The sequence below is a fragment of the Brachybacterium sp. SGAir0954 genome (genome assembly GCF_005490785.1).
Taxonomy (GTDB): domain Bacteria; phylum Actinomycetota; class Actinomycetes; order Actinomycetales; family Dermabacteraceae; genus Brachybacterium; species Brachybacterium rhamnosum.
Map to the genome: position 1 here is coordinate 479,513 of NZ_CP027295.1, position 26,012 is coordinate 505,524.

At 72.8% G+C, this 26,012-nt stretch carries 19 protein-coding genes; 12 read left to right on the top strand and 7 right to left on the bottom strand.

Annotated elements, in window-relative coordinates:
* Positions 1-5: 5 nt before the first annotated feature.
* Positions 6-1,001, top strand: coding sequence for a LacI family DNA-binding transcriptional regulator (locus tag C1N80_RS02155; RefSeq protein ID WP_137769272.1), 996 nt, complete (start codon positions 6-8; stop codon positions 999-1,001).
* A 3-nt stretch (positions 1,002-1,004) separates the two neighbouring features.
* Here the strand turns inward: C1N80_RS02155 and C1N80_RS02160 are convergent, their stop codons facing one another.
* The 4 genes from C1N80_RS02160 to C1N80_RS02175 all read right to left on the bottom strand — a co-directional run bounded on the left by C1N80_RS02160 (position 1,005) and on the right by C1N80_RS02175 (position 5,497).
* The gene (locus C1N80_RS02160) at positions 1,005-2,780 is read right to left on the bottom strand and encodes an ABC transporter substrate-binding protein (RefSeq protein WP_137769273.1); all 1,776 of its coding nucleotides are present in this window, start codon (positions 2,778-2,780) and stop codon (positions 1,005-1,007) included.
* Between the two features lie 28 nt (positions 2,781-2,808).
* Positions 2,809-3,720, bottom strand: a complete 912-nt coding sequence (locus C1N80_RS02165; protein ID WP_137769274.1) for a carbohydrate ABC transporter permease — start codon at positions 3,718-3,720, stop codon at positions 2,809-2,811.
* A gap of 10 nt (positions 3,721-3,730) precedes the next feature.
* Positions 3,731-4,720 (bottom strand): sugar ABC transporter permease, encoded by a 990-nt coding sequence (locus C1N80_RS02170; protein WP_137769275.1) that lies wholly within the window; start codon positions 4,718-4,720, stop codon positions 3,731-3,733.
* 165 nt (positions 4,721-4,885) lie between these two features.
* Complete coding sequence (locus tag C1N80_RS02175; RefSeq protein ID WP_137769276.1) at positions 4,886-5,497, bottom strand: YesL family protein; 612 nt, start codon at positions 5,495-5,497, stop codon at positions 4,886-4,888.
* Positions 5,498-5,649: 152 nt separating this feature from the next.
* On the opposite strand from C1N80_RS02175, the gene C1N80_RS02180 reads away from it, so the two are divergent.
* The 4 genes from C1N80_RS02180 to C1N80_RS02195 are packed head-to-tail and all read left to right on the top strand — an operon-like array spanning position 5,650 to position 13,564.
* A complete protein-coding gene (locus C1N80_RS02180) occupies positions 5,650-8,460 on the top strand; it encodes a glycoside hydrolase family 3 N-terminal domain-containing protein (protein ID WP_168197994.1) in 2,811 nt (936 codons plus the stop codon).
* A 30-nt stretch (positions 8,461-8,490) separates the two neighbouring features.
* A complete protein-coding gene (yicI, locus tag C1N80_RS02185) occupies positions 8,491-10,530 on the top strand; it encodes an alpha-xylosidase (protein ID WP_137769278.1) in 2,040 nt (679 codons plus the stop codon).
* Positions 10,527-12,551 (top strand): beta-galactosidase, encoded by a 2,025-nt coding sequence (locus C1N80_RS02190; RefSeq protein ID WP_137769279.1) that lies wholly within the window; start codon positions 10,527-10,529, stop codon positions 12,549-12,551. The genes yicI and C1N80_RS02190 overlap by 4 nt, the downstream gene beginning before the upstream one ends.
* 11 nt (positions 12,552-12,562) lie before the next feature.
* Positions 12,563-13,564: an acetylxylan esterase gene (locus C1N80_RS02195; protein ID WP_137769280.1), complete on the top strand. Its 1,002-nt coding sequence runs from the start codon at positions 12,563-12,565 to the stop codon at positions 13,562-13,564.
* On the opposite strand, the gene C1N80_RS15925 is transcribed toward C1N80_RS02195, so the two are convergent.
* On the bottom strand, positions 13,548-14,675 hold the full coding sequence (locus C1N80_RS15925) for an ROK family protein (protein ID WP_137769281.1): 1,128 nt from the start codon (positions 14,673-14,675) through the stop codon (positions 13,548-13,550). The genes C1N80_RS02195 and C1N80_RS15925 overlap by 17 nt on opposite strands.
* 191 nt (positions 14,676-14,866) lie before the next feature.
* On the opposite strand from C1N80_RS15925, the gene C1N80_RS02205 reads away from it, so the two are divergent.
* From C1N80_RS02205 to C1N80_RS02235, 7 genes are all read left to right on the top strand, one after another.
* Positions 14,867-16,558, top strand: a complete 1,692-nt coding sequence (locus tag C1N80_RS02205) for an ABC transporter substrate-binding protein (protein ID WP_137769282.1) — start codon at positions 14,867-14,869, stop codon at positions 16,556-16,558.
* 61 nt (positions 16,559-16,619) lie between these two features.
* Positions 16,620-17,606, top strand: a complete 987-nt coding sequence (locus C1N80_RS02210; protein WP_137769283.1) for an ABC transporter permease — start codon at positions 16,620-16,622, stop codon at positions 17,604-17,606.
* Between the two features lie 10 nt (positions 17,607-17,616).
* Positions 17,617-18,561, top strand: coding sequence for an ABC transporter permease (locus tag C1N80_RS02215; protein ID WP_137769284.1), 945 nt, complete (start codon positions 17,617-17,619; stop codon positions 18,559-18,561).
* On the top strand, positions 18,558-19,502 hold the full coding sequence (locus C1N80_RS02220; protein WP_137769285.1) for an ABC transporter ATP-binding protein: 945 nt from the start codon (positions 18,558-18,560) through the stop codon (positions 19,500-19,502). Before C1N80_RS02215 ends, C1N80_RS02220 begins: the two co-directional genes overlap by 4 nt.
* Positions 19,499-20,359, top strand: a complete 861-nt coding sequence (locus C1N80_RS02225) for an ABC transporter ATP-binding protein (protein WP_137769286.1) — start codon at positions 19,499-19,501, stop codon at positions 20,357-20,359. The genes C1N80_RS02220 and C1N80_RS02225 overlap by 4 nt, the downstream gene beginning before the upstream one ends.
* A complete protein-coding gene (locus C1N80_RS02230) occupies positions 20,356-22,899 on the top strand; it encodes a glycoside hydrolase family 2 protein (RefSeq protein WP_137769287.1) in 2,544 nt (847 codons plus the stop codon). Before C1N80_RS02225 ends, C1N80_RS02230 begins: the two co-directional genes overlap by 4 nt.
* Entirely contained in the window at positions 22,896-23,726 is an 831-nt protein-coding gene (locus C1N80_RS02235) for a LacI family DNA-binding transcriptional regulator (protein WP_137769288.1), read from the top strand. Before C1N80_RS02230 ends, C1N80_RS02235 begins: the two co-directional genes overlap by 4 nt.
* Here C1N80_RS02235 and C1N80_RS02240 read toward each other — a convergent pair whose 3' ends face one another.
* Positions 23,727-24,770 (bottom strand): LacI family DNA-binding transcriptional regulator, encoded by a 1,044-nt coding sequence (locus C1N80_RS02240; RefSeq protein WP_137769289.1) that lies wholly within the window; start codon positions 24,768-24,770, stop codon positions 23,727-23,729. It lies immediately after the preceding gene.
* A gap of 58 nt (positions 24,771-24,828) precedes the next feature.
* Positions 24,829-25,974 carry an endo-1,4-beta-xylanase gene (locus C1N80_RS02245; RefSeq protein ID WP_137769290.1) on the bottom strand — a complete coding sequence of 382 codons (1,146 nt, stop codon included), beginning with the start codon at positions 25,972-25,974 and terminating at the stop codon, positions 24,829-24,831.
* Positions 25,975-26,012 lie beyond the last annotated feature (38 nt).

The window sequence follows — 26,012 nt, forward strand, 5'->3', positions numbered from 1 at the left end:
GGCCCATGGCCACCATGACGGACATCGCCCGCGAGGCCGGGGTGTCCCTGAGCACCGTGAGCTACGCGCTGAGCGGCAAGCGCACGATCTCCGCCTCCACGCGCGAGCGGATCGAGGCGGCGATCGCCCGGCTCGAGTACCACCCCGCCGCGAGCGCCCGCGCCCTTGCCAAGGGCCGCACCTCCCTGCTGGGCGTCGCGGTGCCCCGCCACGAGGACGTCGACGACCACGTGATCATGGAGTTCGTGGGCTCGATCCTCGAGGCCGCGCACGAGGCGGACGACGACGTCCTGCTCGTCGCCGCGGAGGACCACGCGCGCACCCTCAAGGTCGTCGAGGAGGGCAAGGTCGACGCCCTCGTCGTCATGGACCTCGTCGAGGACGACCCGCGGCTGCCGGCCCTCGCGCGCCTGCACCGGCCCGTGGTGCTCATCGGCTACCCGCAGGACGCCGCCGGGATCGCCTGCGTGGACTTCGACTTCCTCTCCGGGGCGATGCTCGCCGTGCGCGAGCTGTCCCTGCGCGGCGCGCGCCGGATCGCGCTGCTCACCCCGCACCGCGACCCCACGGGACCGGTCCCCACCTATGCCCGCCGCGCGGGCCTCGGCTTCGAGATGGGCTGCCGGGAGCTGGGCCTGCCGGCGCCGCGCCTCGAGGTGGACGCGGAGCCGGAGGCGATCGCCGCGCTCGTCGCCGAGCACCTGAGCGGGCCCGATGCGGTGGACGCGCTCGTGGTGCACCACGAGCGGGCGCTCCCGCACCTCACCCGGGCGCTCTCCGCTGCGGGCGTGGACGTGCCCGGGGCGCTGCAGCTCGTCGCGATCGCCCCGGACGACGTCGCCGCCGCCGGGGCCCACTCCTCGATCGAGCTGCCGATCCCGGCGATCGGCCGCACGGCGGTGACGATGGCCCTCGAGCTCGTCGAGGATCCGTCGGCACCGCCGCACTCCCGCCTGCTGAGCCCCACCTTCGTGCCCCGGGAGACCACCCGGGACCGCTAGGGGTCAGCCGAACTGCTCCGCGACGTCCTTGCGAGCCGCGTCCTGCTCCTTCGCGTTCGCCATGTCGACGTCGAGCACCTTCTGGTAGCCGAGACCCTCCGCGGTCGAGGTGAGGTCCTCGAGCAGGGCGTCGAAGTCGTTCTCGCTGCCGGCGAAGGCCATCTTCCAGGAGCTCTGGACGATCGCGGCCTTGACCTGGTTGCGGATCGTCTCGATCTCCGAGGAGTCCTGCGGGGCGACGTAGCTCGCGCCGGGGGCGACGGCGAGCTGGTCGTTGGCGACGAGGTACTCCATGGTCGTCGCGGCGCCGCCCATGCGGCCCGCCCAGTCCTCGGTGAGCGGGTTCGCGACGCTCTCCTGGTAGGTCTCCCACATCTTGTAGTTGTAGGGGTAGCCGGTGTCGGGGTCCTCGTCGCTGCCGAGCACGGTCGTGGTGTTCAGCCAGGAGACGCCGTCGGCGTAGGCGCCGCCGCCCCATTCGGCGGGGAGCTCCGCGCCGTCGCCCAGCAGGGCCTTCCGCCCGAGCTCCGTGAGCTCGGGCTTCTTGTCCCCGTTGAGCTCCCAGGTGAGCCCCTGCGGTCCCGCGGCGCCCATGGTCTGGCTCGAGTTCGCGTAGACGCCGGCCGGTGAGTAGAGCCAGTCGATGAAGGCGGCGGAGCGCTGCGGGTCACCGCCCTGCGAGCCGACGGCGAAGACCTGCTGCGCCCCGTAGATCGAGGCGCCGTAGGAGAAGATCCTCTGGTCCGCGAGCGGGGCGAGCATGAAGCCCTTGCCCTCGGCGACGTGCGCCTCGGTGTTGAAGGCGGCCTGCCCCTGCCAGGGCCAGAAGGAGAACAGCACGTTCCCGGACTGCATCTTCGAGTAGAGGGTGTCGTAGTTCTGGGTCGTCGAGTCGGGATCGACGAGGCCCTTCTGGTTGAGGTCGAAGAACCAGCGCAGCGTGCGCACGTAGAGGCCGTCGGGGTCGATGATCGACTGGAAGTCGGAGCCGTCCGCGGCGGCGAGCACGAAGCCGACCTCGTCGTAGCCGTAGTAGCAGCAGGGCTGCTTGGCGTTGTTCATGAAGTTGCCGTCCCAGTCCTTGAAGAGCGACAGGGCGTAGACCTTCTTGCCGTTCTCGGTGGTGGGCTGCGCCTTCTGCATCTCCTCGAGCACGGGGGTGAGGTCCTCGAGGGTGCCGATCTCCGGGTAGCCGATCTCCTTGTAGACGTCCCAGCGCAGGAAGGGGCCGAAGGTGGGGTCGATGCCCTCGCTGGGCTCGGTGGGCTTGAGGGAGGAGACCTGCGTGGGGATCGCGTAGATCCCGTCCTTGCCCTCGTTGACCTTCTGGATCGCGGTGTCGAAGCGGGCGGCGCTGGTCATGTGCTCGTAGTACGGCGTGAGGTCCGTGAGCAGGCCGCCCTCGACGAGCTCGTCGAGCTTCTGGCCGACGTCGGTCACGACCACGTCGCCCAGGTCGCCGGCGGCGACGCGCGTGTTGTAGAGCGTGTCCCCGCCGCCCGCGACGTTCGGGGCGATGACGTTGAGGGTGAGCGCGAAGTCCTTCTCGACGAGGTGCCCGAACCAGCCGGGCTGCTCGCCCATCTGGTTGGCGAGGCCGTCGAAGACGTCGATCGTGAGCGCCTCGTCCCAGCTCTCGGGGAAGGGGCCGGAGTCCGCGGCGGCGTCGCCGTCGGTCGAGCAGCCGCTGAGGCCCAGGCCCAGCAGCGTGAGGCTCAGCCCCCCGCCGATCAGCGAGCGGCGGGAGGGGTGGTGCGGGGTGAGGGTGGAGCCGGTCATGTCGTGTCCTTTCACGGGGGCGGCGGGGTCAGCCCTTGACCGCGCCGAGCATGATGCCCTTGACGAAGTAGCGCTGGAACAGCGGGTAGACGAAGAGGATGGGGAGCACGACGACGACCGCGACGGTGGTGCGGATCGAGGTGGCCGTCTGCGAGGTGGCGGCGGAGGCGATCCCGGAGAGGTCCCCGCCCGACTGCTGGGCGGCCTGCGCGAGGGAGTCCGCCTGGTTGATGTACATGTAGAGCAGGAACTGGAGCGTGTAGAGGCTCTGGTCGGTGATGTACAGCAGGGTGTCCTGGAAGCTGTTCCACTGCGTGACCGCGCTGAAGATCGCCACCGTGGCGAGGATCGGGGTCATGTTGGGCAGGTAGATCCGGAAGAACACCGAGAGGATCCCGGCGCCGTCCATCTCCGCCGCCTCCTGCAGCTCGCGGGGCATGGCCTCCACGAAGGTCTTCACGAGGATGATGTTGAAGGGCTGCACGACGAGCGGGAGGATGTAGACCCAGAAGCTGTTGGTCAGGCCCAGGGTCTTCATGATGATGAAGACGGGGATGAGGCCCGCGTTGAAGTACATCGTGATGACGACGGCGCGGTACCAGAAGGACCGCTTCCACAGCCGGGGCTGGGTGAACATGAAGCCGAGGTACGCGGAGGCGAGCACGGTCGCGGCGGTGCCGATCACGGTGCGCGCGAAGGAGACGAGCGCGGCCTGCGGGAGGCCCTGAAGGTCGAGCACCTGGCCGTAGTTGTCGAGGTGGAGACCGCGCGGGAGCCAGCGGATGTCGCCGAGCGCGGAGAGGTCGTTCGCGCTGATCGAGTTGATGATCAGGTAGTAGAACGGATAGCCGCAGACGAGGGCGAACAGCGCGAAGAGCGTGCAGTTCACGATCGTGAAGGGGACGTGGCCCCGCTCGCGGGTCAGGGATGCAGTGGTCATCTCGGCCTCCTCAGACCAGCGAGGTCCCGCGCACGCGCTTGGACAGGGCGTTCACCGACAGCAGGAGCGCCACCGAGATCACGCTCTTGAGCATGGAGATCGCCGTGGCCAGGGACAGGTTGTTGCCCGTCATGCCGATGTTGTAGACGTACAGGTCGAGCACCTGGATGTGCTCGCGGTTGAAGGCGTTCTGGAAGACGTAGAACTGCTCCATGCCGTTGTTGAGGATGTTCGCGATGGAGAGCATCAGCAGCACGAAGAAGGTGGGCATCAGCTGGGGCACGGTGATGTGCCACATCGTCTGGAAGCGGCCGGCGCCGTCGACCTTCGCGGACTCGTACAGGGACTGGTCGATGCCGGCGATCGCGGCGAGGTAGAGGATCGCGCCCCAGCCCACGGTCTTCCAGATCCCCCAGAGCGCCATCTTGAGCCAGATGTGCTGGTCGCTGTCGAGGAACTTGAGCGGCTCGTCGATGAGGCCGAGGTTCTCGAGGGTCCCGTTGACCATGCCGGTCGTCGAGAACATCGAGAAGGCGATCATGTAGACGAGCACCCACGAGATGAAGTTCGGCAGGGTGGTGAGGGTCTGCACGAGGTTCTTGAACCAGGTCGCGCGGATCTCGCCCAGGAACACGGCGAAGGCGAGCGGCAGCACGGAGGCCGCGATCCCGAGGAAGCTCATGGCGAGGGTGTTGGCCATGACCTGGAGGATCTGCTGGACCTGGGTGGGCGAGCCCACGAGCATCCGGAACCACTGCAGGCCCACGAACTCGCTGCCGCCGAGGCCGCGCGCGGGGCGGTAGTCGTACAGCGAGTAGATCCAGCCGTAGAGCGGGAAGTAGCTGAAGAGGAAGACGAGCACCAGGAACGGCACGATCGTCAGGAAGAGCCCGAAGGACTGGCGGCGGTGCGAGGCCTGCGCGCCTCGACGCCCGCGGCGCCGCGGGCGTCCCTCGACCTCGGAGGCGACGACGGCCTCGACCTGCACGGGGGCGGCCATCACCGCTCCCCTCCCGGGCTCATGCTCACTGCGTCCACTCCGCACTCCCTCGTGGGTCGGTTAGTTCGGGTCGGACACTAAACGCTTCGACGGCGCCTCGTCAAGAGAATCGCCGAAGCGCTTCGACACCAGCCCTCGGGAGGCGGCGACCCGTCGAGGGATGGCTCAGGCGAGGGCGCCCAGGCGGCGATAGGAGGCGCGCAGGAGCAGGGCCGCGAGGTAGCCGCCCGCGCTCGCCCCGATCGTCAGCAGCAGCCAGCCCGCGCCGGGGACCACGAGCGCGAGCGCGATCATCCCGGCGGGGATCAGCACGAGGCCCGCAGTGCGCAGCGGCTCCGCGCCGGGCAGCAGCAGGGCGTTGCGCAGGGTGGCCCGCACGGGCTCGTCGACGGCGGCGACGAGGGCCAGCCCGTGCAGCAGCGCGCCCAGCAGGTAGAGTGCCATGAGCACCGCCATCAGCGTCCCTGCCAGGGACAATGCTCCTCCGACGGTGAACCAGAAGCGTGCCGCGAAGAGCAGCGCGAGGACGGGCACCCCGAGGGCCAGGTGCACCGCGGTCGCCCGCAGGAGGTTCGCGCGCAGGGCGCGCAGGAAGTCGACGAGCGGCCGGCCGCGCTCGTGGTCCGCGTAGCGGAGCATGACCGCGAGCAGGGCGCTCGTCGCGGCCCCCGCGGTCACGAGCGGCACGCAGGCGAGGAGGTAGAGCAGGTTCAGCACGACCATCACGGCGAAGGCGCCGATCCCCTGGACCGTGCGCCCCTCGAGGTCGATGGCCATGACCGCTCCGTCCTGCGGCACCACCCTGGCGCCCACCCCTCGAGGATACCCGTCGCACCCGCCGCGCGACAGGGGACTTGACGTTCGGGAGTCGAAGCGATTCGATTACCCCTGACCCCACCCCTCCCGCACGGATGCGCGAGGATCCCCCGATGAAGGACGCCATGCCCCTCGCCGCCCCCGCCCCGCTCGACCCCCACGACCGTCGACGGCTCGACTGGGCGCGCGGGATCGTCGGCGAGCTCACGACCGAGGAGAAGGTCGCGCTCCTGCACCAGTACGCCCCGGCCGTGCCGCGGCTCGGGATCGGCCCCTTCGTCACCGGCACCGAGGGCGTGCACGGGCTCGCCTGGCGGGGCCCCGCCACGCAGTTCCCGCAGCCCGTCGGCCTCGCCGCGACCTGGGACCCCGAGCTGCTGCGCCGCGCCGCCGCCGTGGTCGCCGAGGAGGTGCGCGAGCTGCGCGCCGGTGACCCGTCCGTGAGCCTCACCGTGTGGGCGCCGGTCGTGAACCTGCTGCGCCACCCCCTCTGGGGCCGCACCGAGGAGGCCTACACCGAGGACCCGCTGCTGAACGCGGAGCTCGGCACCGCCTTCTCGCGCGGGCTGCGCGGGGACGGTCCCACCTGGCGCACCGTGCCCACGCTCAAGCACTTCCTCGCCTACTCCAACGAGACCGACCGCTGCGCCACGAGCTCCGACCTGCCCCCGCGGGTGCTGCACGAGCTCGAGCTGCCGGGGTTCCTGGCCCCGCTCGCGGCGGGCGCGGCCGGCTCCGTGATGCTCTCCTACAACCTCGTGGACGGCCGCCCCGCGCACCTCAGCGACCTCGTCGACTCCGCCCTGCGCGCGGCCCTCCCCGATCCCGACCTGCTCTTCGTGGTCTCCGACGCGGGCGCGCCCGGCAACCTCTTCCGCAGCCAGAAGGTGGTCCCGGACGCCGCCCACGCCTACGCCGCGATGCTCCGCGCCGGGGTGGACTCCTTCACCGACAACGACACCGACCCCACCGAGACGGTCACGGCCGTGCACGCGGCGCTCGCGGCGGGCCTCGTGGAGGAGGCCCATGTGGACCGCGCCGTGGTGCGCCAGCTCGTGGCCCGCGCCCGCACCGGCGAGTTCGCCGCCCTCCTCGGGGAGGACGCGGATCCTGCGGCCCCTGCCCCGGGCGTCCCCGCTGACCGCGCCGGGCGCCGTGCCCTCGCTCGGGAGGCCGCGACCCGCGGCGCCGTGCTGCTCGCCCACCGCGATCCCCGCGCGCTCCCGCTGCCGCCGGGACCGCTCGCCGTGCTCGGCGCGCAGGCCGGGACGGTGCTCGGCGACTGGTACAGCGGCGACCTCATCGACCCCGTCCCGCTCTCCCGCGCGCTCGCCGCGCGCCGGGAGGACGTGCGCGTCGCCGACGGCCTCGACGTGGTCGCCCTCGAGGTCACCGGGGACGGGCCCGTGCTCCGCGCCGCGGACGGCTCCCTGCACGTGGACCGCCCCGCGCACCGCCCCGCCGCCTCCGAGCCCGAGCGGCTCGTGCTCACGGACCTCGGGGAGGGCGTGCTCACCCTCCGCTCGCAGGTCACCGGGCTGCTCGTCGCCCCGGACGACCGCGGCCGGCTGCGGCCGCGCTCCGCCCGCGTGGGCGGCTGGGTGGTGCAGGAGACCTTCGCCCGCGAGGCCCTCCCGGGCGCGGAGGGCGAGCACCGCCTGCGCCATCGCGGCAGCGGCCGCCTCGTCGGGATCGAGCACCACACCGGGGACCTCGTGCTCCTGCCCGTCGGCGCCGAGGCCGGCGCCGCGCACCTCACGGCCACCGTGCTCGGCAGCGGCGGAGCCGCCGTGGAGGAGGCGACGCGCGGCGCGGCCGCCGCGGTGCTCGTGCTCGGCAACGAGCCGCACGTCCACGGCCGCGAGACGGAGGACCGCCCGCACCTGCGCCTGCCCGAGGGGGACCGCGCGGCCCTGCGCGCCCTCGCCGCCCTGCCCGCCGAGGTCGCGACCGTCCTCGTGATCACCTCCTCCTACCCCTACGACCTCGAGGGGCTCGAGGAGCAGGTGGGCGCCGTCGTGTGGTCCGCCCACGCCGGCGAGGCGGAGGGCGAGGCGCTCGCGGACCTCCTCACCGGCGCGCGCGACTTCTCCGGCCGGCTCGCCCAGACCTGGCCCACGAGCGCGCCCCTGCCCTCGGTGCTCGACTACGACACCATCGGCACCGCCATGACCTACCGGTACGGGCAGGAGGCCCGCTTCGGCTTCGGCCACGGGCTCACGCTCGACGCGTGCGACTGGCACGGCATCGACGCCCGCTGGGACGGGGACGAGATCGCGGTGCACGTCGAGGTCACCGCCCCCGCCGAGCGCCGCACGGGCGGCCCGCTGCACGAGGTCGTCCAGGTCTACGCCGACGTCCCCGCCCCCTCCTTCTCCCGGCGCCGCCACGAGGTGCCCGTGACGCGCCTCGTCGGCAGCGCCGCCGTGGAGGTCCCGGCCTCCGGCGCGGCGACGGTCGCGCTGCGGATCCCCGCGCGGCGCCTCGCCCTCCACGCCCCGGACCTCGAGGCGTGGGAGCTGCCGGACGGTCCCGTCACCGTGCGGATCGCCCGCTCCGCCGCCCGCACCGCGGAGGCGTTCACGCTCCCGGCGCCGCCGTCGGCCCCGCCGGAGGCCGCGACCGGGAACCACGTCCCCGCCCACCGGGCGGAGGAGGTGCAGGGCCTGCTCCGCTCCCCCGCGAGCCTGCTCGAGGGGACCGTGCTGCGCGCGGCCACCGCCGCAGGCGGCACCGCCGCCTTCGTGCTCCCCGCCGGGGCCGTCGTGGCCGCCGTCGAGACCGATGGCGAGGGCGAGGCCGTGCTGCTCGAGGGCCCGCTCCCCCACACCGTCGTCGCCGACGGCGACCGCCCCACCGGCACCGTCCGCGTGCACCTGACCCGCCGCGCCGCCCTCACCGGCCTGCGCCTCGCCACCCACTGACCACCACTGCTTCCCCAGGAGACCCACCCCATGAAGTTCACCGACGGCTACTGGCTGATCCGCGACGGCGTGACCCTGCAGCGCCCTGCCGAGGTCCACGACGTCGAGGACCTCGGCGACACGCTGCGGGTCCACGCGCCCGTGCGCCGCATCGAGAGCCGCGGCGACACGCTCAACACGCCGTCGATCACGGTGACCTTCACGGCGCCGCGCGAGGATGTCATCGCCGTGCAGATCGAGCATTTCGCGGGGCGGCGCGAGTCCCTGCCCCGCTTCGACCTCACCTCCGCCCCCGTCACCCCGGTGATCACCCGGGACGAGGAGCAGGCCACCTTCCGCTCCGGCCGGCTCGAGGCGCGCGTGGCCCTGCACGGCCCGTGGCAGGTGGACTACCGGTGGGACGGCACCGTGCTCACCTCCTCGACCGCCCGCTCGATCGGCTACGCGCAGGTCGAGGGGACGGGCCCGTTCGTGCACGAGCAGCTCGCGCTCGGCGTCGGCGAGCAGATCTACGGGCTCGGCGAGCGCTTCGGCGCCTTCGTGAAGAACGGCCAGAGCGTCGACATCTGGAACGCCGACGGCGGCACCTCCTCCGAGCAGGCCTACAAGAACGTGCCCTTCTACCTCTCCTCGCGCGGCTACGGCGTGCTCGTGGACGACGCCGGCCCGGTCTCCTTCGAGGTGGGCTCCGAGAACGTCACCGCGACCCAGTTCTCCGTGCCCGGCGAGCGCCTGCGCTACGAGGTGGTCGGCGGCGGCACCCCGCTCGAGGTCATCGACCGCTACACGGCCCGCTCGGGCCGCCCGCCCGCGCTGCCCGAGTGGTCCTTCGGCCTCTGGCTCTCGACCTCCTTCACCACCCAGTACGACGAGGAGACGGTGCTCTCCTTCGTGGACGGCATGGCGGAGCGCGGCATCCCGCTGAGCGTCTTCCACTTCGACTGCTTCTGGATGCGCGGCTTCCACTGGTCCGACTTCCGCTGGGACCCCGCGACCTTCCCGGACCCGCGCGGCCTCATCGCCAAGCTCCACGAGCGGGGCCTCAAGGTCTGCGTGTGGATCAACCCGTACATCGCCCAGCGCTCGGAGCTGTTCGCCGAGGGCGCGGAGGCCGGCCACCTGCTGCGCACCGAGGACGGCTCGGTGTGGCAGACGGACCTCTGGCAGGCGGGCATGGGCCTCGTCGACATGACGAGCCCCGCCGCGCGGGAGTGGTTCGCGGGCAAGCTCGACGCGCTGCTCGAGGACGGCGTGGACGCCTTCAAGACGGACTTCGGCGAGCGGATCCCCACCGAGGGCGTCGTCTGGGCGGACGGCTCCGACCCCCTGCGCGAGCACAACTTCTACACCCAGCAGTACAACCAGGTCGTCTTCGACCTGCTCGAGGAGCGCCGCGGGAAGGGCGAGGCTGTGCTCTTCGCCCGCTCCGCGACGGCCGGCGGGCAGCGGTTCCCGATCCACTGGGGCGGGGACTGCGAGTCCACCTACGTCGCCATGGCGCAGTCGCTGCGCGGCGGGCTCTCGCTCGTCTCCTCGGGCTTCGGCTACTGGAGCCACGACATCGGCGGCTTCGAGGGCACCCCCGACCCCACGCTTTTCAAGCGCTGGGTCGCCTTCGGCCTGCTGAGCTCCCACTCGCGGCTGCACGGCTCGAGCTCCTACCGGGTGCCGTGGCTGTTCGACGAGGAGGCGGTCGACGTCATGCGCGAGTTCGCGGAGCTCAAGCAGACCCTCATGCCCTACCTGCTCGAGGCCTCCGCGACGACGACCCGCACCGGCGCCCCGGTCATGCGGCCCATGGTCTTGCAGTTCCCCGAGGATCCCGCCTGCCGCACCCTCGACGCCCAGTACATGCTCGGCGAGGACCTCGTCGTCGCGCCCGTCCTGCAGGAGGACGGCGCCGTGGACGTGTACCTGCCCGCGGGCCGCTGGGTGCACCTGCTGGACGGGGAGGAGGTCGACGCGAGCGCGGGCGGCCGCTTCCTGCGCCGCACCTACGACGTGCACTCGCTGGGCCTGTTCGCCCGCGCCGGCTCCGCCCCGCTCGCCCTCCTGGGCGGCGCCTCATGAGCGGGCCCTTCGCCCCGGGCCGGCTGCTCTTGGGCGGGGACTGGAGCCCCGAGCAGTGGGACCCCGCGACCTGGGACGAGGACGTGGAGCTGCTGCGCGAGGTCCGCGCGAACACCGTGAGCCTCGGCATCTTCTCCTGGTCGACCCTCGAGCCGGAGGAGGGTCGGTTCGAGACCGCCTGGCTGGACGAGGTCCTGGACCGCCTCGACGGCGCCGGGATCGGGTACTTCCTGTCCACGCCCACGGCCTCCCCGCCGCCGTGGTTCTCCCTCGCCCATCCCGACGCCCTGCCCGTGCGGCCCGACGGCGTGCGCCTCACCCACGGCTCGCGGGACACCTACGCCGTGAGCGCCCCCGCCTACCGGGAGGCCTCGCGCCGGATCGCCCGGCTGCTCGGCGAGCGCTACGGCGACCGTCCCGGGCTGCGCGGATGGCACCTGCACAACGAGTACGGCACCCTCGACCACGGCCCGCACGCGGCCCGCGCCTTCCGGGCGTGGCTGCGGGCACGGTACGGCACCATCGAGGCGCTGAACCGCGCCTGGTGCACGGCCTTCTGGTCCCAGGGCTACAGCTCCTTCGCGGAGGTCGAGCCGCCGCGCGCGACCCAGTACCTCCCCAATCCCTCCCAGGCGATCGACTTCCGCCGCTTCTCCTCCGACGAGATGCGCGCGGCCCTGCGCGAGCAGCGCGAGGAGATCCGGGCCGCGGGCTCCCAGGCCCCGGTGACGACGAACTACATGCTGCCCACCTGGAACCACCTCGAGCAGTGGTCCTGGGCGGACGAGCTCGACGTCGTCTCCCTCGACCACTACCTCGACACGGCGGGCCCCGACGCGGAGGCCCACGTCGCCTACGGCTCGGACCTCGCGCGCTCGTGGTCCGGCGGCCCGTGGGTGCTCATGGAGCAGAACGCGACGGGCATCAAGGTCGACGGCCGCACCCTCGCGAAGAGCCCCGAGCGGATGCTGCGGCACTCGCTGGGCTACATCGCCCGCGGCTCGCAGTCCTCCCTCTTCTTCCAGTGGCGCCAGAGCACGGGCGGCGCCGAACAGTGGCACGGCGCGCTCGTGCCCCATGCGGGCCGCGACTCGCGCGCCTTCCGCGGGGTGAGGCGGCTCGGCGAGGTGCTCGAGTCCCTCGCCCCCGTGGCCGCACTGCCCGAGGAGGGGCCCCTGGTCGAGGCCGAGGTGGGCCTGCTGTGGCATGCGGACGGCTGGTGGGCGCTCGAGACGCCGGACCTGCCGAGCGCGCAGCTGCGCTACGGCGAGGAGCAGCGGGCCACCCACCGCTCCTTCCACCGCGCGGGGATCCCGACGGACTTCGTGCGCCCGCTCGCGGACGTCTCCCGGTACCGCCTGCTGGTCCTCACCTGCCAGTACCCGCTCTCCGACGCGGAGGTCACCTGGCTCGAGGAGTACGTCGAGGGCGGCGGCCACCTCGTGGTCACCTACCTCTCGGGCCTCGCCGACGAGCACCTGCACGTCGCGACCGGCGGCTACCCGGGCCGGCTGCGGGAGCTGCTGGGCGTGCGCGGCGAGGAGATCCTCCCGCTGCCCGCGCGGGAGGTCGTCACCCTCGACGACGGCACCGTCGCGGAGGAGTGGACCGAGCTGCTCGCGGCGACGGACGCCGAGGTGCTCGCCCGCTACACGCATGCGGACCTCGCGGGGCTGCCCGCGATCACCCGCGCCCGCCGCGGCGCGGGCACCGCGACCTACGTCTCCGCCCGCTGGACCCAGGAGTCGCGGGACACGTGGCTGCGCGCGGCGGCGCAGGAGCTCGGGATCGGCCCGACCCTGCCCGGCGCCGCGGAGCGCGGTCTCGAGGCGGTGCGCCGGCGCGGCCACGGGGTGGACCACCTCTTCCTCCTGCACCACGGGGACCGTACGGTGCGCGTGCAGGCCGAGGGCACGGACCTCGTGAGCGGCGCGGCCGCCGCGCAGGGCCTCGCCGTCCCCGCCGGCGGCGTCGCCGTGCTCTCCCTGCCCCCGGGCACCGCCGCCCGCCTGCTCCCCTGAGAGGACCCCTGATGGCCCTGTTCGACCTGCCCCTGCCCGCCCTGCGCGAGCACCGTCCCGAGCTCGACGAGCCCGCGGACCTCGACGCCTTCTGGGAGGGCACACTCTTCCGCGCCCGCGAGCACGAGGTGCTCCTGGACGTCACGCCCGTGGAGACCGGCCTCGACCTCGTCGACGCCTTCGACGTGACCTTCGCGGGCCACGACGGCACGCCCGTGCGCGCCTGGTACCTGCGGCCCGCCGCGGCGACCGGCCCCCTGCCCGTCGTCGTCCAGTACATCGGCTACGGCGGCGGTCGCGGGCGCCCGATCGAGCACCTCGTGTGGGCGTCCGCCGGCTACGCGCACCTGGTCATGGACACGCGCGGCCAGGGCGGGGCCTGGGGCAGCGGCGGCGACACCGCGGACCCGGTGGGCTCGGGCCCCGCGGCGCCGGGCTCGATGACCCGCGGCATCACCTCCCCGGAGACCTCCTACCTGGTGCGCCTGCAGACGGACGCCGCGCGCGCGGTCGACGCGGCGCGGGCGCTGCCGGGGACCGACGGCCGGGTGGTCGTCACGGGCGGCAGCCAGGGCGGCGGACTCGCGGTCGCGGCGGCGGGCCTCGTGCCCGACGTCGACGCGGCGATGCCGGACGTCCCCTTCCTGTGCGCCATCCGCCGCGCGATCGACATCACCGACGCGGATCCGTACCAGGAGATCGTCCGCTTCCTCGCCGCGAACCGGGGCGCGGAGGAGGCCGCCTGGCGCACGCTCTCCTACGTGGACGGGGTGCACCTGGGCCGGCGGGCCCGCTGCCGGGCGCTGGTCTCCGCCGCGCTGCGAGACACGATCGTGCCGCCCTCGACCGTCTTCGCGGCCGCGAACCACTGGGGCGGGCTGCACGGGGAGCCGGGCGCGCTCGCCGAGGTCGAGGTCTACCCGTACAACGGGCACGAGGGCGGCGGCACCGTGCAGCGGGAGCGTCAGCTCGCGTGGCTCGCGGAGGCGGTGCCGCTCACGCCGCGGGGCTGAGCGCGCTGGTCAGCGCGAGGGCGGCGGCCCCCACGGAGCACGGGTGCGGCTGGACGGTCGAGACGGCGACCTCGTGCCCCGGGGGCAGGGCGCCCGTGCGGGAGCGCAGCACGCCCGCGAAGGCCTCGCGGTAGATCCGCGGCGCCATCGAGACGCTCGTGCCGCTCAGGACGACGCGCTCGATGCCGAGCGGGCCGGCGATCCCGGCGACCGCTCCCGCGATCGCCCGTGCGCTCGCCGTGACGACGGCGGCGGCGCGCTCGTCCCCGTGGCCGGCGGCCTCGGTGAGGCGGGCGTGGTCGGAGAGGACGCGCTCCCCCGCGGGGTCCAGGCCGAGCTCCGCGCCGAGGCCCTGGTCGAGGGCGCGGCGGACGTCCGCCGCCGGGGAGGCGATCTCGTGCAGGGGCGTGCCGTCGGGCCCTGCGGCGACGTGGTCGAGCTCGCCGGGCCAGCCCGTCGCGGGCAGCAGCGGGCGGCCGTCGCGCAGCAGGGCCACACCGATCGTGGGCCCGAGGTGCACGGTGAGGCAGGGGCGCTCGGGGTCCTGCTCGCCCACCCAGGCGCTGCCGAGCCCCGCGCAGACCGCCGCGGTCCCGATCACGACGGGGGCGCCCGTGAGGTCCCGGACCGCGGCGCCGAGCTCCTCGACGCCGAGGCCGTGGCCGCGGAGGTCTGCGATGCCGATCCCGGTGAAGGCCGGGCGCTGGGCGGGGTCGAGGGCGCCGAGCTCGGTGAGCGCGGCGCGCAGCGGCTCCGTGAGATCCGCCCCGTCGAGGGCCCCGAGGGGCAGCATGACGCGGCCGCGCAGGGCCCCGGTGACGCCCATCGCGACGAGGGAGAGGCGGTCGCTCTCGACCGTGCAGCCGATGGCCCAGCGGGAGGTCGTCGAGACGCGGAGCAGGGAGGCGGGCTTGCCGCCCGTGGAGCGGGCGCGGCCGGACTCGAGGACGAGGCCGTCGGCGATGAGGCGCTTGACGGAGTTCGTGACGGTCGCGGCGGTGACGCCGAGCTCGCGGGCGATCGCGACGCGGGTGGTGTCCGGCGAGCGGCGGATCGCGTCGAGGATCGCGGCGTCGGTCCGGGCGCCGCTGCGGGCGGGGATCGAGCTCATGCGGGCCTCCTCGAGGGGCGCGGGGATGTCGTGACGTCATCGTGACCGGTCGCGGCCGCGGTGTCCGCTTGACGAGCCGTGAGCATCGTCGCATACTTTCTCGTACTTCCTTAAGTTAGTCAATGAAGTTACTCGGGAAGTCATGCAGCCGCCCCATCAGCACGCACAGTCGCGTCCCCAGGAGAGCAACGATGCACCTCAGCCGCCGGACCCTCGGAAAGCTGTCCCTCGCCACCGCCCTGCCGCTCGGCCTCGCCGCCTGCGCCGGTCAGTCGAACCTCGACACCGGCAGCAGCGACGGGGAGAGCAAGCCGATCATCACGACCTACAACGGGGCCGGCGCCGGCTTCACGAAGAACTTCAACCCCCACTCCCCGACCGTGCTGAGCATGGTCCAGGGCATGATCTTCGAGCCGCTCTTCTACTACAACCCGCTCGCCGCGATCGACGTGGACCCCGTCCCCCAGCTCGCCGAGTCCTTCAGCTGGAACGAGGACGGCACCGAGCTCACCGTCACCACCCGCGCGGGCGTGACCTGGTCCGACGGCACCGCCTTCACCGCGAAGGACGTCGCCTTCACCTTCAACCGGATCAAGGACACCGAGGCCCTCAACCCCGCCGGCACGGCCCCCTCCGCCGAGGCGAGCGACGACACCACCGTCGTCCTCACCTACGCCATCCCCTCCTTCGTCGAGGGTCCGACGGCCCTGGGCCGCACCTGGATCATCCCCGAGCACCTCTTCACCGGCGTCGAGGACCTCTCCACCTACACGAACGAGGAGCCGATCGGCACCGGCCCCTTCACCCTCGGCGACTTCACCCCCGAGTCCTACCTGCTCAGCGCCAACGGCTCGTACTGGGAGGAGGGCAAGCCCGCGATCGGCGGCGTGCGCGTCATGTCGCTCTCCGGCAACCAGTCCGCGACCGACAAGTGGCTCGCCGGCGAGATCGACTACACCTCGACCTCCATGCCGAACCTCGACGACCACGTGAAGTCCAACCCGGACCTCAGCTACACCAACTCCCCCACCTCGCAGTGCGCCCTCTTCGCCTCGTCGAACCCGGACCTCGGCAGCGAGGGCCCGCAGACGGACCCCGCCGTGCGCCAGGCCCTCTACTACGGCATGGACCGCGAGCAGCTCTCCAAGCTCGCCTTCTACGACCTGGGCACCGCGATCTCCCCCTCCTTCGGTCTGCCCGAGCGGGACAAGGACTTCATCGACCCGTCGATCGAGGACGCGCCCTGGAACGCGGACACCGCGAAGGCCCAGCAGGTCCTCGAGGACGCCGGCTGGGAGAAGGGCTCCGACGGCGTCTACGCGAAGGACGGCGAGCGGCTCTCCATGACGATCAGCTGCCCCACCGGCTGGTCCGACTTCGTCACCGCCCTGGACACCCTCGCCGAGCAGTACAAGAAGGTCGGCATCGAGCTCGTCCCCCAGCAGGTCTCCGTCAACGAGTGGAACGACTCGAAGTCCACCGGGAAGTTCCAGCTCGTCATCGACTCCCTCGGCCAGGGCCCCGCCCCGGACCCGTACTACCTGTACAAGACCTTCTTCGCGACGGACTCGACCGTGAAGGTCGGCGAGAACGGCAACCCGTACCAGAACTCCGCCCGCTTCTCCGACCCCGACGTCGACGCCGCGCTCGAGGTCGCCGCCGGCACCGACGACCCGTCCGTGAAGAAGGAGCAGTACGCGAAGATCCAGAAGATCATCGTCGAGGCCATGCCCTACGTCCCCGTGCTGATCGGCTCGAGCCTCACCGAGTACAACAACTCCAAGGTGACCGGCTGGCCCACCCAGGACGACCTGTACTGCTACCCCATGTCGTGGTCCGCCCCGGACAACGCCCAGGTCCTCAAGACCGTCACCCCCGCCTGATCGCCCGCTGCCGCCGCCCCCGTGCGGGGCGGCGGCGGCACCGCGGACGAAAGGACCCCCGGTGCACATCCTCCGGAAGCTCGGCTTCTACCTGGTCGCCCTCTGGGCCGCCGTCACCCTGAACTTCTTCATCCCGCGCGCGCTGCCCGGCAGCCCCGTGGACGCCGTGCTCGGCAAGCTCGCCCTGCGCGGCCCCGTCTCCCCCGAGACCCGGCAGGCCATCGAGGTCATGCTCGGCACCGACTCCCAGGGCTCGCTCCCCCAGCAGTACGTCCAGTACCTCGGGAACCTGCTGCGCGGCGACCTCGGCGTCTCCGTCACGTACTTCCCGACCCCCGTCGGCCAGGTGATCGGGCAGTCGATCCCCTGGACCCTCGTGCTCGTCGGCGTCTCGACCGTGATCACCTTCCTCATCGGGATGGCGCTCGGGACGATCGCCGGCTGGAAGCGCGGGACCTGGCTGGACTCGCTCATCCCCGCGACCACGATCATGCAGTCGGTGCCCTACTTCTGGCTCGCCCTGCTGTTCATCTACATCCTCTCGGTGAACCTCCACCTGTTCCCGATCTCCGGCGGCTACGACGTGACCCTCGTGCGGCCCGCGCTGGACTACCCCTTCGTCTCCAACGCGATCTACTACGCCTTCCTGCCCGCGCTGACGATCGTGCTGAGCTCGCTCGGCGGCTGGCTGCTGGGCATGCGCAACATGATGGTCTCCACGCTCAGCGAGGACTACATCCTCACCGCGGAGGCCAAGGGCCTGCACCCGCGCCGGATCATGCTCACCTACGCGGCCCGCAACGCGGTGCTGCCCAGCGTCTCCGGCTTCGCGATCTCGCTCGGCTTCGTCGTCTCCGGCTCGATCGTCGTGGAGTCCGTCTTCTCCTACCCGGGGATCGGCTACACGATGCTGCAGGCCGTCAACAACAACGACTACTCGCTCATGCAGGGCCTGTTCCTCATCATCACCGTGTCCGTGCTCGCCGCGAACCTCGCGGTGGACCTCCTGTACGGCATCATCGACCCCCGCACCCGGGCCCGTGGCTGAGGAGGCCCCCATGACCACTGAGACCACCGAGACCGCCGCTCCCCCCACCACGACCGCCGCGATCGCGACGACCCGCGCGCGCCGCCGTCGGCCCGCCCCGACCCTCGTCGTCGGCGTCGGCATCGTCCTGGTCATCGTGCTCTTCGGGCTGATCGGCCCGCTGCTCGTCCAGGACCCGCTCGCGATCGGCAACGACGGCATGCAGCCGCCGAGCGCGGCCCACCTGCTGGGCACCACGCAGACCGGACAGGACGTGCTCGCCCAGCTCGCCTACGCGACCCGCGGCTCGCTCCTCGTGGGCGTCCTCGTCGCCGTGCTCGCCCTGTTCCTCTCCGCGTTCTTCGGGATCCTCGGCGGCTACCTCGGCGGCTGGCTCGACGAGGGCTTCTCGCTCTTCACGAACGTCGTGCTGATCCTCCCCGGGCTGCCGCTGATGATCGTCATCGGCTCCTACGTCGAGCAGCGCGGACTGCTGCTGATCGCCGTGGTCCTCGCGATCACCTCGTGGGCCGCCTCGGCGCGCGTGCTGCGCTCGCAGACCCTCTCGATCCGCAACCGCGACTACGTGCAGGCCGCGAAGATCGCCGGGGAGAAGCCCTGGCGGATCATCTCCGTGGAGATCCTGCCGAACCTGCTGCCGGTCATGTCCAGCGGCTTCGTCTTCGCGCTGATCTCCGCGATCCTCGGCGAGGCGGGCCTGAGCTTCATCGGCCTCGGCGTCGTCGGCACCCAGACCTGGGGCTCGATGCTCTTCTACGCGCAGAACGGGCAGGCGCTCACGTTGGGCGGCTGGTGGTGGTTCGTCCCGCCGGGCTTCCTCATCGCAGCCCTGGGCTGCGGGCTCTCCCTCATCAACTTCTCCATCGACGCGATCATCAACCCCCGGCTGCGCAGCGCGCCCGCCAACGCGCGGCGCGTGCGCCGGGCCGAGAAGAAGGAGGAGGCAGCGGCATGAGCACCCCCACCCCCGATCCCGCGAACCCGCTCGAGGCGGAGATCGCCCCGGACATCGAGGAGGTCCGCGCCGGCGCCGACTCCCCCGTCTCCGAGGAGGCCGTGCTCACGGTCGAGGGCCTCGACGTGGTCTACGAGGTCGAGACGCCCGTGCACGCCGTCCAGGGCGCGAGCTTCACGCTGCGCCGCGGCGAGATCCTCGGCCTCGCCGGGGAGTCCGGCTGCGGCAAGACGACCCTCGCCTACGGCCTGAACCAGCTGCACCGCCCGCCCGCCCGCATCACCGGCGGCTCCGTGACCTTCCACGGCCGCGACGGCGAGGACGTCGACGTGCTCGCCCTCGAGGGCGAGGCCCTGCGCGCCTTCCGCTGGTCCCGCATCGCCATGGTGTTCCAGGGAGCGATGAACTCCCTGAACCCCGTGATCAGCATCAAGGCGCAGCTCGAGGACGTCTTCACCACGCACCGCCCCGGCATGGACGCCGCCGCGCGCCGCGCCCGCAGCGAGGAGCTGCTGCGGCTCGTGGGCGTGGACCCCTCCCGCATCACCGCCTTCGCCCACGAGCTCTCCGGCGGCATGCGCCAGCGCGTCATGATCGCCATGGCGCTCGCCCTGGACCCGGACCTCATGATCATGGACGAGCCGACGACGGCCCTCGACGTGGTCGTGCAGAGGGAGATCCTCCAGGAGATCCTGCGCCTGCGCAGCGAGCTCGGCTTCGCGGTCGTCTTCATCACCCACGACCTGCCGATGCTGCTGGAGATCTCCGACCGCATCGCCGTCATGCGCGCCGGACGGATCGTCGAGCTCGACACCGCGGAGAACCTCTACTTCGCCCCGCAGCACCCCTACACCCGCCGCCTGCTCGGATCCTTCCCCTCGCTCACGGGCGACGCCGGGGACTTCCTCCGCGCCGGCTACTCCACGGAGGGCACCCGATGACCACCCTCACCGCCCAGGACCTCGACAAGACCTACACCCTGCGCAGCGGCCTGCGCTTCTCGCAGCTGCGGGCCGTCAACGGCGTCTCCTTCGAGCTGCGCCCCGGCCGCACGGTCGCGCTCGTCGGCCAGTCCGGCTCCGGCAAGTCCACGATCGCGAAGCTGCTCATGCAGCTCGAGCGGCCCACCTCCGGCAGCCTGCTGCTGGACGGGAAGCCGATCGGCCGCCGCGGGAAGGCCCTCGCGGACTACCGCCACCAGGTGCAGATGGTCTTCCAGGACCCCTTCGCCTCGCTCAACCCGTACCACTCGATCGGCCACCACCTCGTGCGGCCGCTCATCGTGCACGGGCGGGCGACCTCCCGCACCGCGCCCGGGGCGGCGAAGGAGCTGCTGGACCGCGTGAACCTCCCCGCGGACGACGCCTTCATGGCCCGCCGCCCGCACGAGCTCTCCGGCGGCCAGCGCCAGCGCGTCGCGATCGCCCGCGCCCTCGCCCCGGGGCCGACGGTCCTCGTGGCCGACGAGCCCGTCTCGATGCTCGACGTCTCCGTGCGCCTGGGCGTGCTGAACCTCCTCGCCCGCCTGCAGCGGGAGGAGGAGCTCGCGATGCTCTACATCACCCACGACCTCGCGACCGCCCGCCACTTCTCCGACGAGATCCTCGTGATGTACCGCGGGGAGGTGGTCGAGCGCGGTGACGCCGACGAGGTGATCCTCAACCCGCAGCAGGAGTTCACCCGCAAGCTCCTCGCCGCGGCCCCCGAGCCCGGCACCAACCAGCGCTTCCTCGCGGAGGCCCGTCGGCGCGGCGTGCCGATGCCCGACCACCTCGCCCCCCAGGAGGACCTCGCATGACCCGCACCGATCTCCACGACGGCTGGACCCTGACCGTCGTGGACGGCCCCGTGCCCTTCCCGGTGCAGGACCTGCCCGCGACGGTCCCCGGCACCTTCCTCACGGACCTCCTGGACGCGGGGCTCATCCCCGACCCGTACCTGGACCGCCACGAGGCGGAGCTCGCCTGGAGCGGCGAGTGCGACCTGCTCTACCGCACCGCCTTCACCCTCGACGAGGTGCCCGCGGGCCGCACGGACCTCGTCGCCGCCTCCCTCGACACCGCCGCGACGGTCGTGCTGAACGGTACCGAGGTCGCGACCGTGCAGAACCAGCACCGCTCGTGGCGCTGGGCCGTGGGGCCGCTGCTGCGCGCCGGGGAGAACGTGCTCGAGATCCGCTTCGCCTCCCCGCTGCGCACGGCCCGCGAGAACGCCGCCGCGCAGGGGGACCTGCCGTACATCGGCAACCTGCTGCCCTACAACGCGATCCGGAAGATGGCCTGCAACCTCGGCTGGGACTGGGGGCCCGTGCTCGTCACGAGCGGGATCGCCGGCCCGATCGGGCTGGAGAGCTGGACGGGCGCGCGACTGGACGCCGTGCGCCCGCAGGTCACCCCCGACGCGGAGGGCCCGGGCGGCACGGTCGCCCTGACCGTGCCGATCGAGCGCGAGAGCACGGACGGCGGGGCGCTCACCGCGCACCTCGAGGTCGCCGGGCCCGACGGCGCCGCGCTCGCCGCGGCGGAGATCGCCGTCGACGCGGACGCGCAGGAGACCGCGATCGCCGTGCACCTCGACGAGGTCGAGCGCTGGTGGCCGCGCGGCCACGGCGAGCAGCCCCTGTACACGGCGCGGCTCGTGCTCGAGGACGCCGCCGGCGCCGAGCTCGACAGCGTCGAGCACCGCGTCGCCTTCCGCACCGCAGGCTTCGTCGAGCGCACCGACGAGGTGGGCACCTCCTTCACGATGGTCGTCAACGACCGCCCCGTGCTCGTCAAGGGCGCCAACTGGATCCCCGACGACTGCTTCCCCACCCGCCTCACCGGCGACGACTACGCGCGCGGCCTCGCCGACGCCCTCGACGCCGGCATGAACATGCTGCGGATCTGGGGCGGCGGGCTCTACGAGTCGGACCTCCTCTACGACCTGTGCGACAAGGCGGGTGTGCTCGTGTGGCAGGACTTCGCCATGGCCTGCGCCGCCTACAGCGAGGAGCAGCCGCTGCGCGGCGAGATCGAGGCGGAGGCGCGGCAGAACGTCGTGCGCCTCGCCTGGCATCCCTCGCTCGTGCACTGGAACGGCTCGAACGAGAACGTCGAGGGCTACCACCACTGGGGCTGGAAGGACACGCTCCCCGAGACCACGGGCTGGGGGAACGCCTACTACACGGAGATCCTGCCGGCCGTGCTCGCCGAGCTCGACCCCACCCGCAGCTACACGCCCTCGAGCCCCTACTCGCGCGGCGCCCTCGACCGGCCCCGCGACCCCGACCACGGCACCGTGCACAACTGGGTCGTGTGGGCGAGCGACGAGGACAACGACTACACCCACTACCGCGACACCTCCCCCCGCTTCGCCGCCGAGTTCGGCTTCCAGGGCCCCGCCTCCTGGGCGACCGTCGAACGGGCGATCAGCGAGCGGCCGCTCGTCGCCGACTCCCCCACGATGCTCGCCCACCAGAAGGCGATCGACGGGCAGAGGAAGCTCGTCGCCGGCTACCGGCCGCACTTCCCCGACCCCGTCGACTTCGTCGACTTCCACCTCACGACCGCGCTCAACCAGGCGCGCGCGCTGCGGGTGGGGATCGGGCACTACCGGGCCCTGTGGCCGCACTGCGGGGGCACGATCATCTGGCAGCTCAACGACTGCTGGCCGGTGACCTCGTGGGCCGCGGTGGACGGCGACGGCCGCCGCAAGCTGCTCTGGTACGCCATGCGGGACCTGTACGCGCCCGTGCTGCTCACCGTGCAGCCGCGCGAGGGCGGGCCGGTAGCGGCGATCGGCAACGACACCGAGGGGACCCTCGCGGGGACCCTGCGGCTGCGCCGGATCGACGTGGACGGCACCGTGCTCGCCTCCGCCGCGCTCGAGGCCGAGGTCGCCCCGCGCTCCACAGGCCTGCTCCCGCTGCCCGAGGCGCTCGTCTCCCCCGCGGACCCGGCGCTCGAGGCGCTCGTCCTCGAGCTCGAGGTGCCGGGCGCCGAGGTGCTGCGCGCGCTGCACTGGTTCGCGGAGGACAAGGACCTCCAGCTCGACCCGGACGCCCTCTCGGTGAGCGCCCGGCGCCGCGGTGACGGGGTCGCCCTGACCCTCAGCGCCCACTCCCTCGTGCGGGACGTCGTGATCGTCGCCGACCGCGTGCACCCGGGTGCCGTGGCCGATCGCCAGATGATCGACCTGCTCCCCGGCGAGGCCGTGACCGTGCAGGTCAGCGCGCCGGAGGGCGTGGAGCTGGACCCGGAGGCGTTCCTCGCGGAGCGCGTCGTGCGCCACGTGGGCGAGCTCGTGGCGCGCTCGCGTCGCACGGAGCCGCTCGCAGGGGCCACCATGGCCCCATGAGCACCTTCGGCTTCATCGCCCCCGAGGACATCTGGTCGGCCCGCTCCGAGCAGTACTTCAACCAGGTCCTCGCGGGGATCGAGGACGCGGTCGCTGGAGCGGGCCACACGGTGCTCACCCGGGCCGTCGCCTCCCGCGAGGAGGAGATGGCCGCCTACCGCGACTGGGCGGCGCGCGGCACGGTCGCGGCCGTGGTGCTGCGGGACCTCGTGCCCGAGGACCCGCGGCCCGCGCTGCTCGCCGAGCTGGGCCTCGGCCACGTCCTCGAGGGGGACGTGGTCCAGGACGGCGAGGCGCCCTCGGTGACGGTGGACAACGCCGCCGTCATGCGGGGCGTGCTCGACGCCCTGCGCTCCCGCGGCCTCGAGCGGATCGCCCACCTGGGCGGCCCGCAGGGGCTCGTGCACTCCGCCCTGCGCCGCGGCGCCTACCTCGACTGGTGCGACACGGCCGGGGAGACCCCGCGCACCGCGGAGGGCGACTACACCGGGGACAGCGGCGCCCGCGCCCTCGACGCCCTGCTCACCGCGGCCGACGACGGGCCCGACGTGCTCCTCGCGGACAACGACGCCATGGCCCTCGGCGCGCTCGAGCGGGCGCGGCTGCGCGGCATCGCCGTGCCCGGCACGCTCTCGATCGTCTCCTGGGACGACTCGATGGCCTGCCAGCTCCACGAGCCGCCGCTCGCCGCCCTCGGCGCCGCCCCCCGCGCGACGGGCGCCGCCGTGGGCCGCGCCCTCAGCGCCCTCGTCGAGCAGCCGCCGCGCGTGCTCCACGAGCGCCGCCCCCAGCCCGTGCTGCTGGACCGGGGGACGCTGCGGGGCTGATCACGCGCGCCGCGGCGCCGTCGACTCCCGCTGGACCAGCTGGGTCTCGAGCTTGAACGGATGGGCGAACAGCCCGGGATCCGCGGAGAGCGCGAGCAGACGCTCCACCGCGACCTGCCCCATCTGGAACAGGGGCTGGCGCACGGCGGTGAGCTGGGGGTGCGTCCACTGGGCGATCATCGTGTCGTCGAAGCCGACGACGCTGAGGTCCTCGGGGACGGAGAGCCCGCGCTGGCGTGCGGCGCGCATGACGCCGACGCCGAGGGTGTCCGCGACGGCGAAGATCGCGGTGGGCGGCTCGGCGAGCGCGAGCAGCCGGTCGGCGCCGTCCTGCCCGGCTCGGTAGCCGAAGTCGCCGTGCTCGATGAGCTCCTGGTCCACGGCGATCCCGGCCTGGGCGAGGGCGCTGAGGTACCCCTGGACGCGCTGACGCGCGGGGACGGAGTCCTCCGGCCCGCCGACGATCCCGATGCGGCGGTGGCCGAGCTCGAGGAGGTGCTGGACGGCGCTGCTGCCGCCCTCCCAGTTCGTCGCCGAGATCGCGACGACGCCGCGGGTGTCCGGCTCGATGGTCACGGGGTCGATCGCGATCAGCGGGAGGGAGAGGTCCTTGCTCCAGCGGGCGTGCTTCGGCCCGATCGGCGAGGTCACGGCGATGAGCCCCTCGACGCCGCGGGAGGCGAGGTCGGCCATCATGGCGCGGGTGGGCCCCGCGGGGACCGCACCGTCGCCGCCGTCGGCGCTCGAGACCATGATGTCGACCTCGGCCCGGCGGGCGGCCTGCTCCGCCCCTTCGAGCACCTGCAGCGCGTAGGGGCTCGTGAGCGTGTCGAAGTGGATCATCACGGCGCGCCGCCGCTCGACCTCGCGGCGGCGGGGGCGGTAGCCGAGGGCCTCGGCGGTCGCGGCGACCTCCTGGCGGGTCGAGTCGCGCACGTCGGAGCGGCCGTTCATCACCTTGGAGGCGGTGGCGAGGGAGACCCCCGCCCGCTCCGCGACGTCCTTGAGCGTCACCTTGTCCTGACGCGCTGCGCTGTGCGCCATCAGCACTCCCCTCTCGTGGCTCACCGACGGCTCAGGCTACTAGGAGAAGCGGGGCGTCCTAGTCCCTCAGCGCGGGGTGCCCCGCTCGTCCGCTCGCCGCAGCGAGCGCGTGCTGGACGGCGTCGTAGGCGGGCTTGCGTGTGAGGTCGTCCCGCAGGACGGTCGCCGCCCCCTGCCCCGGGAAGGTCACGGGGACCCACGAGTACCGGTCCACGACGCCCCACAGGGTGAGCGAGCCGCAGCCCTCGACGGCCAGCACCGCCTCGGTCGTGCGGCGGTAGTACTCGGCCTGGGTCGCCAGCTGCTCCGCCGTCGGCTCGCCGCCCTCGGGCAGGTCGATCCGCACGTCGAGCTCGGTGATCGCGGTCCGCAGGCCGAGGTCCGCGAAGCGGCGGAGGTTCGCGGCGAGGTCGTCCGGGAAGCCGTAGCGGGTCGAGAGGTGCCCCTGGGTGGAGAACCCGTGCACGGGCACGCCGTCGGCGAGGAGCTCCTGGACGAGCGCGTGGTACGCGTCGGACTTGGGGTTGATCCCCTCGACGTTGTAGTCGTTGAGGAACAGCTGCGCCTCGGGGTCGGCCTCGTGGGCCCACCGGAAGGCGTCGGCGATGATCCCCGGCCCCAGCTCGCGGATCCAGATGTTGGCCTCGGTGCGCAGCGCGGCGGAGTCGTCGAAGATCTCGTTGGCGACGTCCCACTGCTGCATGCGACCGGCGTAGCGGCCGACGACGGTCTGGATGTGGTCCCGGAGGATCTCCCGCAGCTGCGCGGGCGTGTGGTCGCCCTCCTCGAGCCAGGCCGGGTTCTGGTTGTGCCAGAGCAGCGTGTGCCCGCGCATGACCTGGCCGTTCTGGGCGGCGAAGTCCGCGATGGCGTCCGCATCGGTGAAGTCGTAGACGCCCTCCGCCGGGCGGAGATGGTCCCACTTCATCTGGTTCTCCGCCGAGAGCGAGGTGAACTCGGCGGCGAGCACCTTCCGGTAGGGCTCGTCGTGGGTGAAGGGGTCGGGGTAGGGCTGCGAGAGGTGGTGCCCGCCGCCGGCGACGGCGCAGCCGATCTCGAGGACGTCCCCCGCGGCGAACGCGAGGGTGTCCTTCTTCGCGAGGCCCGGAGGCGTGGGCTTCCGCTCCGCGTGCGCCGCGGCGGCGGTCGCGGCGGCGAGCGTCGTGGCGACGGCTCCGGCGGTGAGGATCTGACGGCGTCTCATGGTGTCTCCTTCGACGGTGATGAGGGTGCTGCAGAGGG

What these genes read in the sequence shown, in the direction of transcription:
- C1N80_RS02155 (WP_137769272.1), top strand. Translation starts at nt 6, where the DNA reads ATGGCCACCATGACGGACATCGCCCGCGAGGCCGGGGTGTCCCTGAGC.
- C1N80_RS02160 (WP_137769273.1), bottom strand. Translation starts at nt 2,780, where the DNA reads ATGACCGGCTCCACCCTCACCCCGCACCACCCCTCCCGCCGCTCGCTG.
- C1N80_RS02165 (WP_137769274.1), bottom strand. Translation starts at nt 3,720, where the DNA reads ATGACCACTGCATCCCTGACCCGCGAGCGGGGCCACGTCCCCTTCACG.
- C1N80_RS02170 (WP_137769275.1), bottom strand. Translation starts at nt 4,720, where the DNA reads ATGGCCGCCCCCGTGCAGGTCGAGGCCGTCGTCGCCTCCGAGGTCGAG.
- C1N80_RS02175 (WP_137769276.1), bottom strand. Translation starts at nt 5,497, where the DNA reads ATGGCCATCGACCTCGAGGGGCGCACGGTCCAGGGGATCGGCGCCTTC.
- C1N80_RS02180 (WP_168197994.1), top strand. Translation starts at nt 5,650, where the DNA reads ATGAAGGACGCCATGCCCCTCGCCGCCCCCGCCCCGCTCGACCCCCAC.
- yicI (WP_137769278.1), top strand. Translation starts at nt 8,491, where the DNA reads ATGAAGTTCACCGACGGCTACTGGCTGATCCGCGACGGCGTGACCCTG.
- C1N80_RS02190 (WP_137769279.1), top strand. Translation starts at nt 10,527, where the DNA reads ATGAGCGGGCCCTTCGCCCCGGGCCGGCTGCTCTTGGGCGGGGACTGG.
- C1N80_RS02195 (WP_137769280.1), top strand. Translation starts at nt 12,563, where the DNA reads ATGGCCCTGTTCGACCTGCCCCTGCCCGCCCTGCGCGAGCACCGTCCC.
- C1N80_RS15925 (WP_137769281.1), bottom strand. Translation starts at nt 14,675, where the DNA reads ATGAGCTCGATCCCCGCCCGCAGCGGCGCCCGGACCGACGCCGCGATC.
- C1N80_RS02205 (WP_137769282.1), top strand. Translation starts at nt 14,867, where the DNA reads ATGCACCTCAGCCGCCGGACCCTCGGAAAGCTGTCCCTCGCCACCGCC.
- C1N80_RS02215 (WP_137769284.1), top strand. Translation starts at nt 17,617, where the DNA reads ATGACCACTGAGACCACCGAGACCGCCGCTCCCCCCACCACGACCGCC.
- C1N80_RS02220 (WP_137769285.1), top strand. Translation starts at nt 18,558, where the DNA reads ATGAGCACCCCCACCCCCGATCCCGCGAACCCGCTCGAGGCGGAGATC.
- C1N80_RS02225 (WP_137769286.1), top strand. Translation starts at nt 19,499, where the DNA reads ATGACCACCCTCACCGCCCAGGACCTCGACAAGACCTACACCCTGCGC.
- C1N80_RS02230 (WP_137769287.1), top strand. Translation starts at nt 20,356, where the DNA reads ATGACCCGCACCGATCTCCACGACGGCTGGACCCTGACCGTCGTGGAC.
- C1N80_RS02235 (WP_137769288.1), top strand. Translation starts at nt 22,896, where the DNA reads ATGAGCACCTTCGGCTTCATCGCCCCCGAGGACATCTGGTCGGCCCGC.
- C1N80_RS02240 (WP_137769289.1), bottom strand. Translation starts at nt 24,770, where the DNA reads ATGGCGCACAGCGCAGCGCGTCAGGACAAGGTGACGCTCAAGGACGTC.
- C1N80_RS02245 (WP_137769290.1), bottom strand. Translation starts at nt 25,974, where the DNA reads ATGAGACGCCGTCAGATCCTCACCGCCGGAGCCGTCGCCACGACGCTC.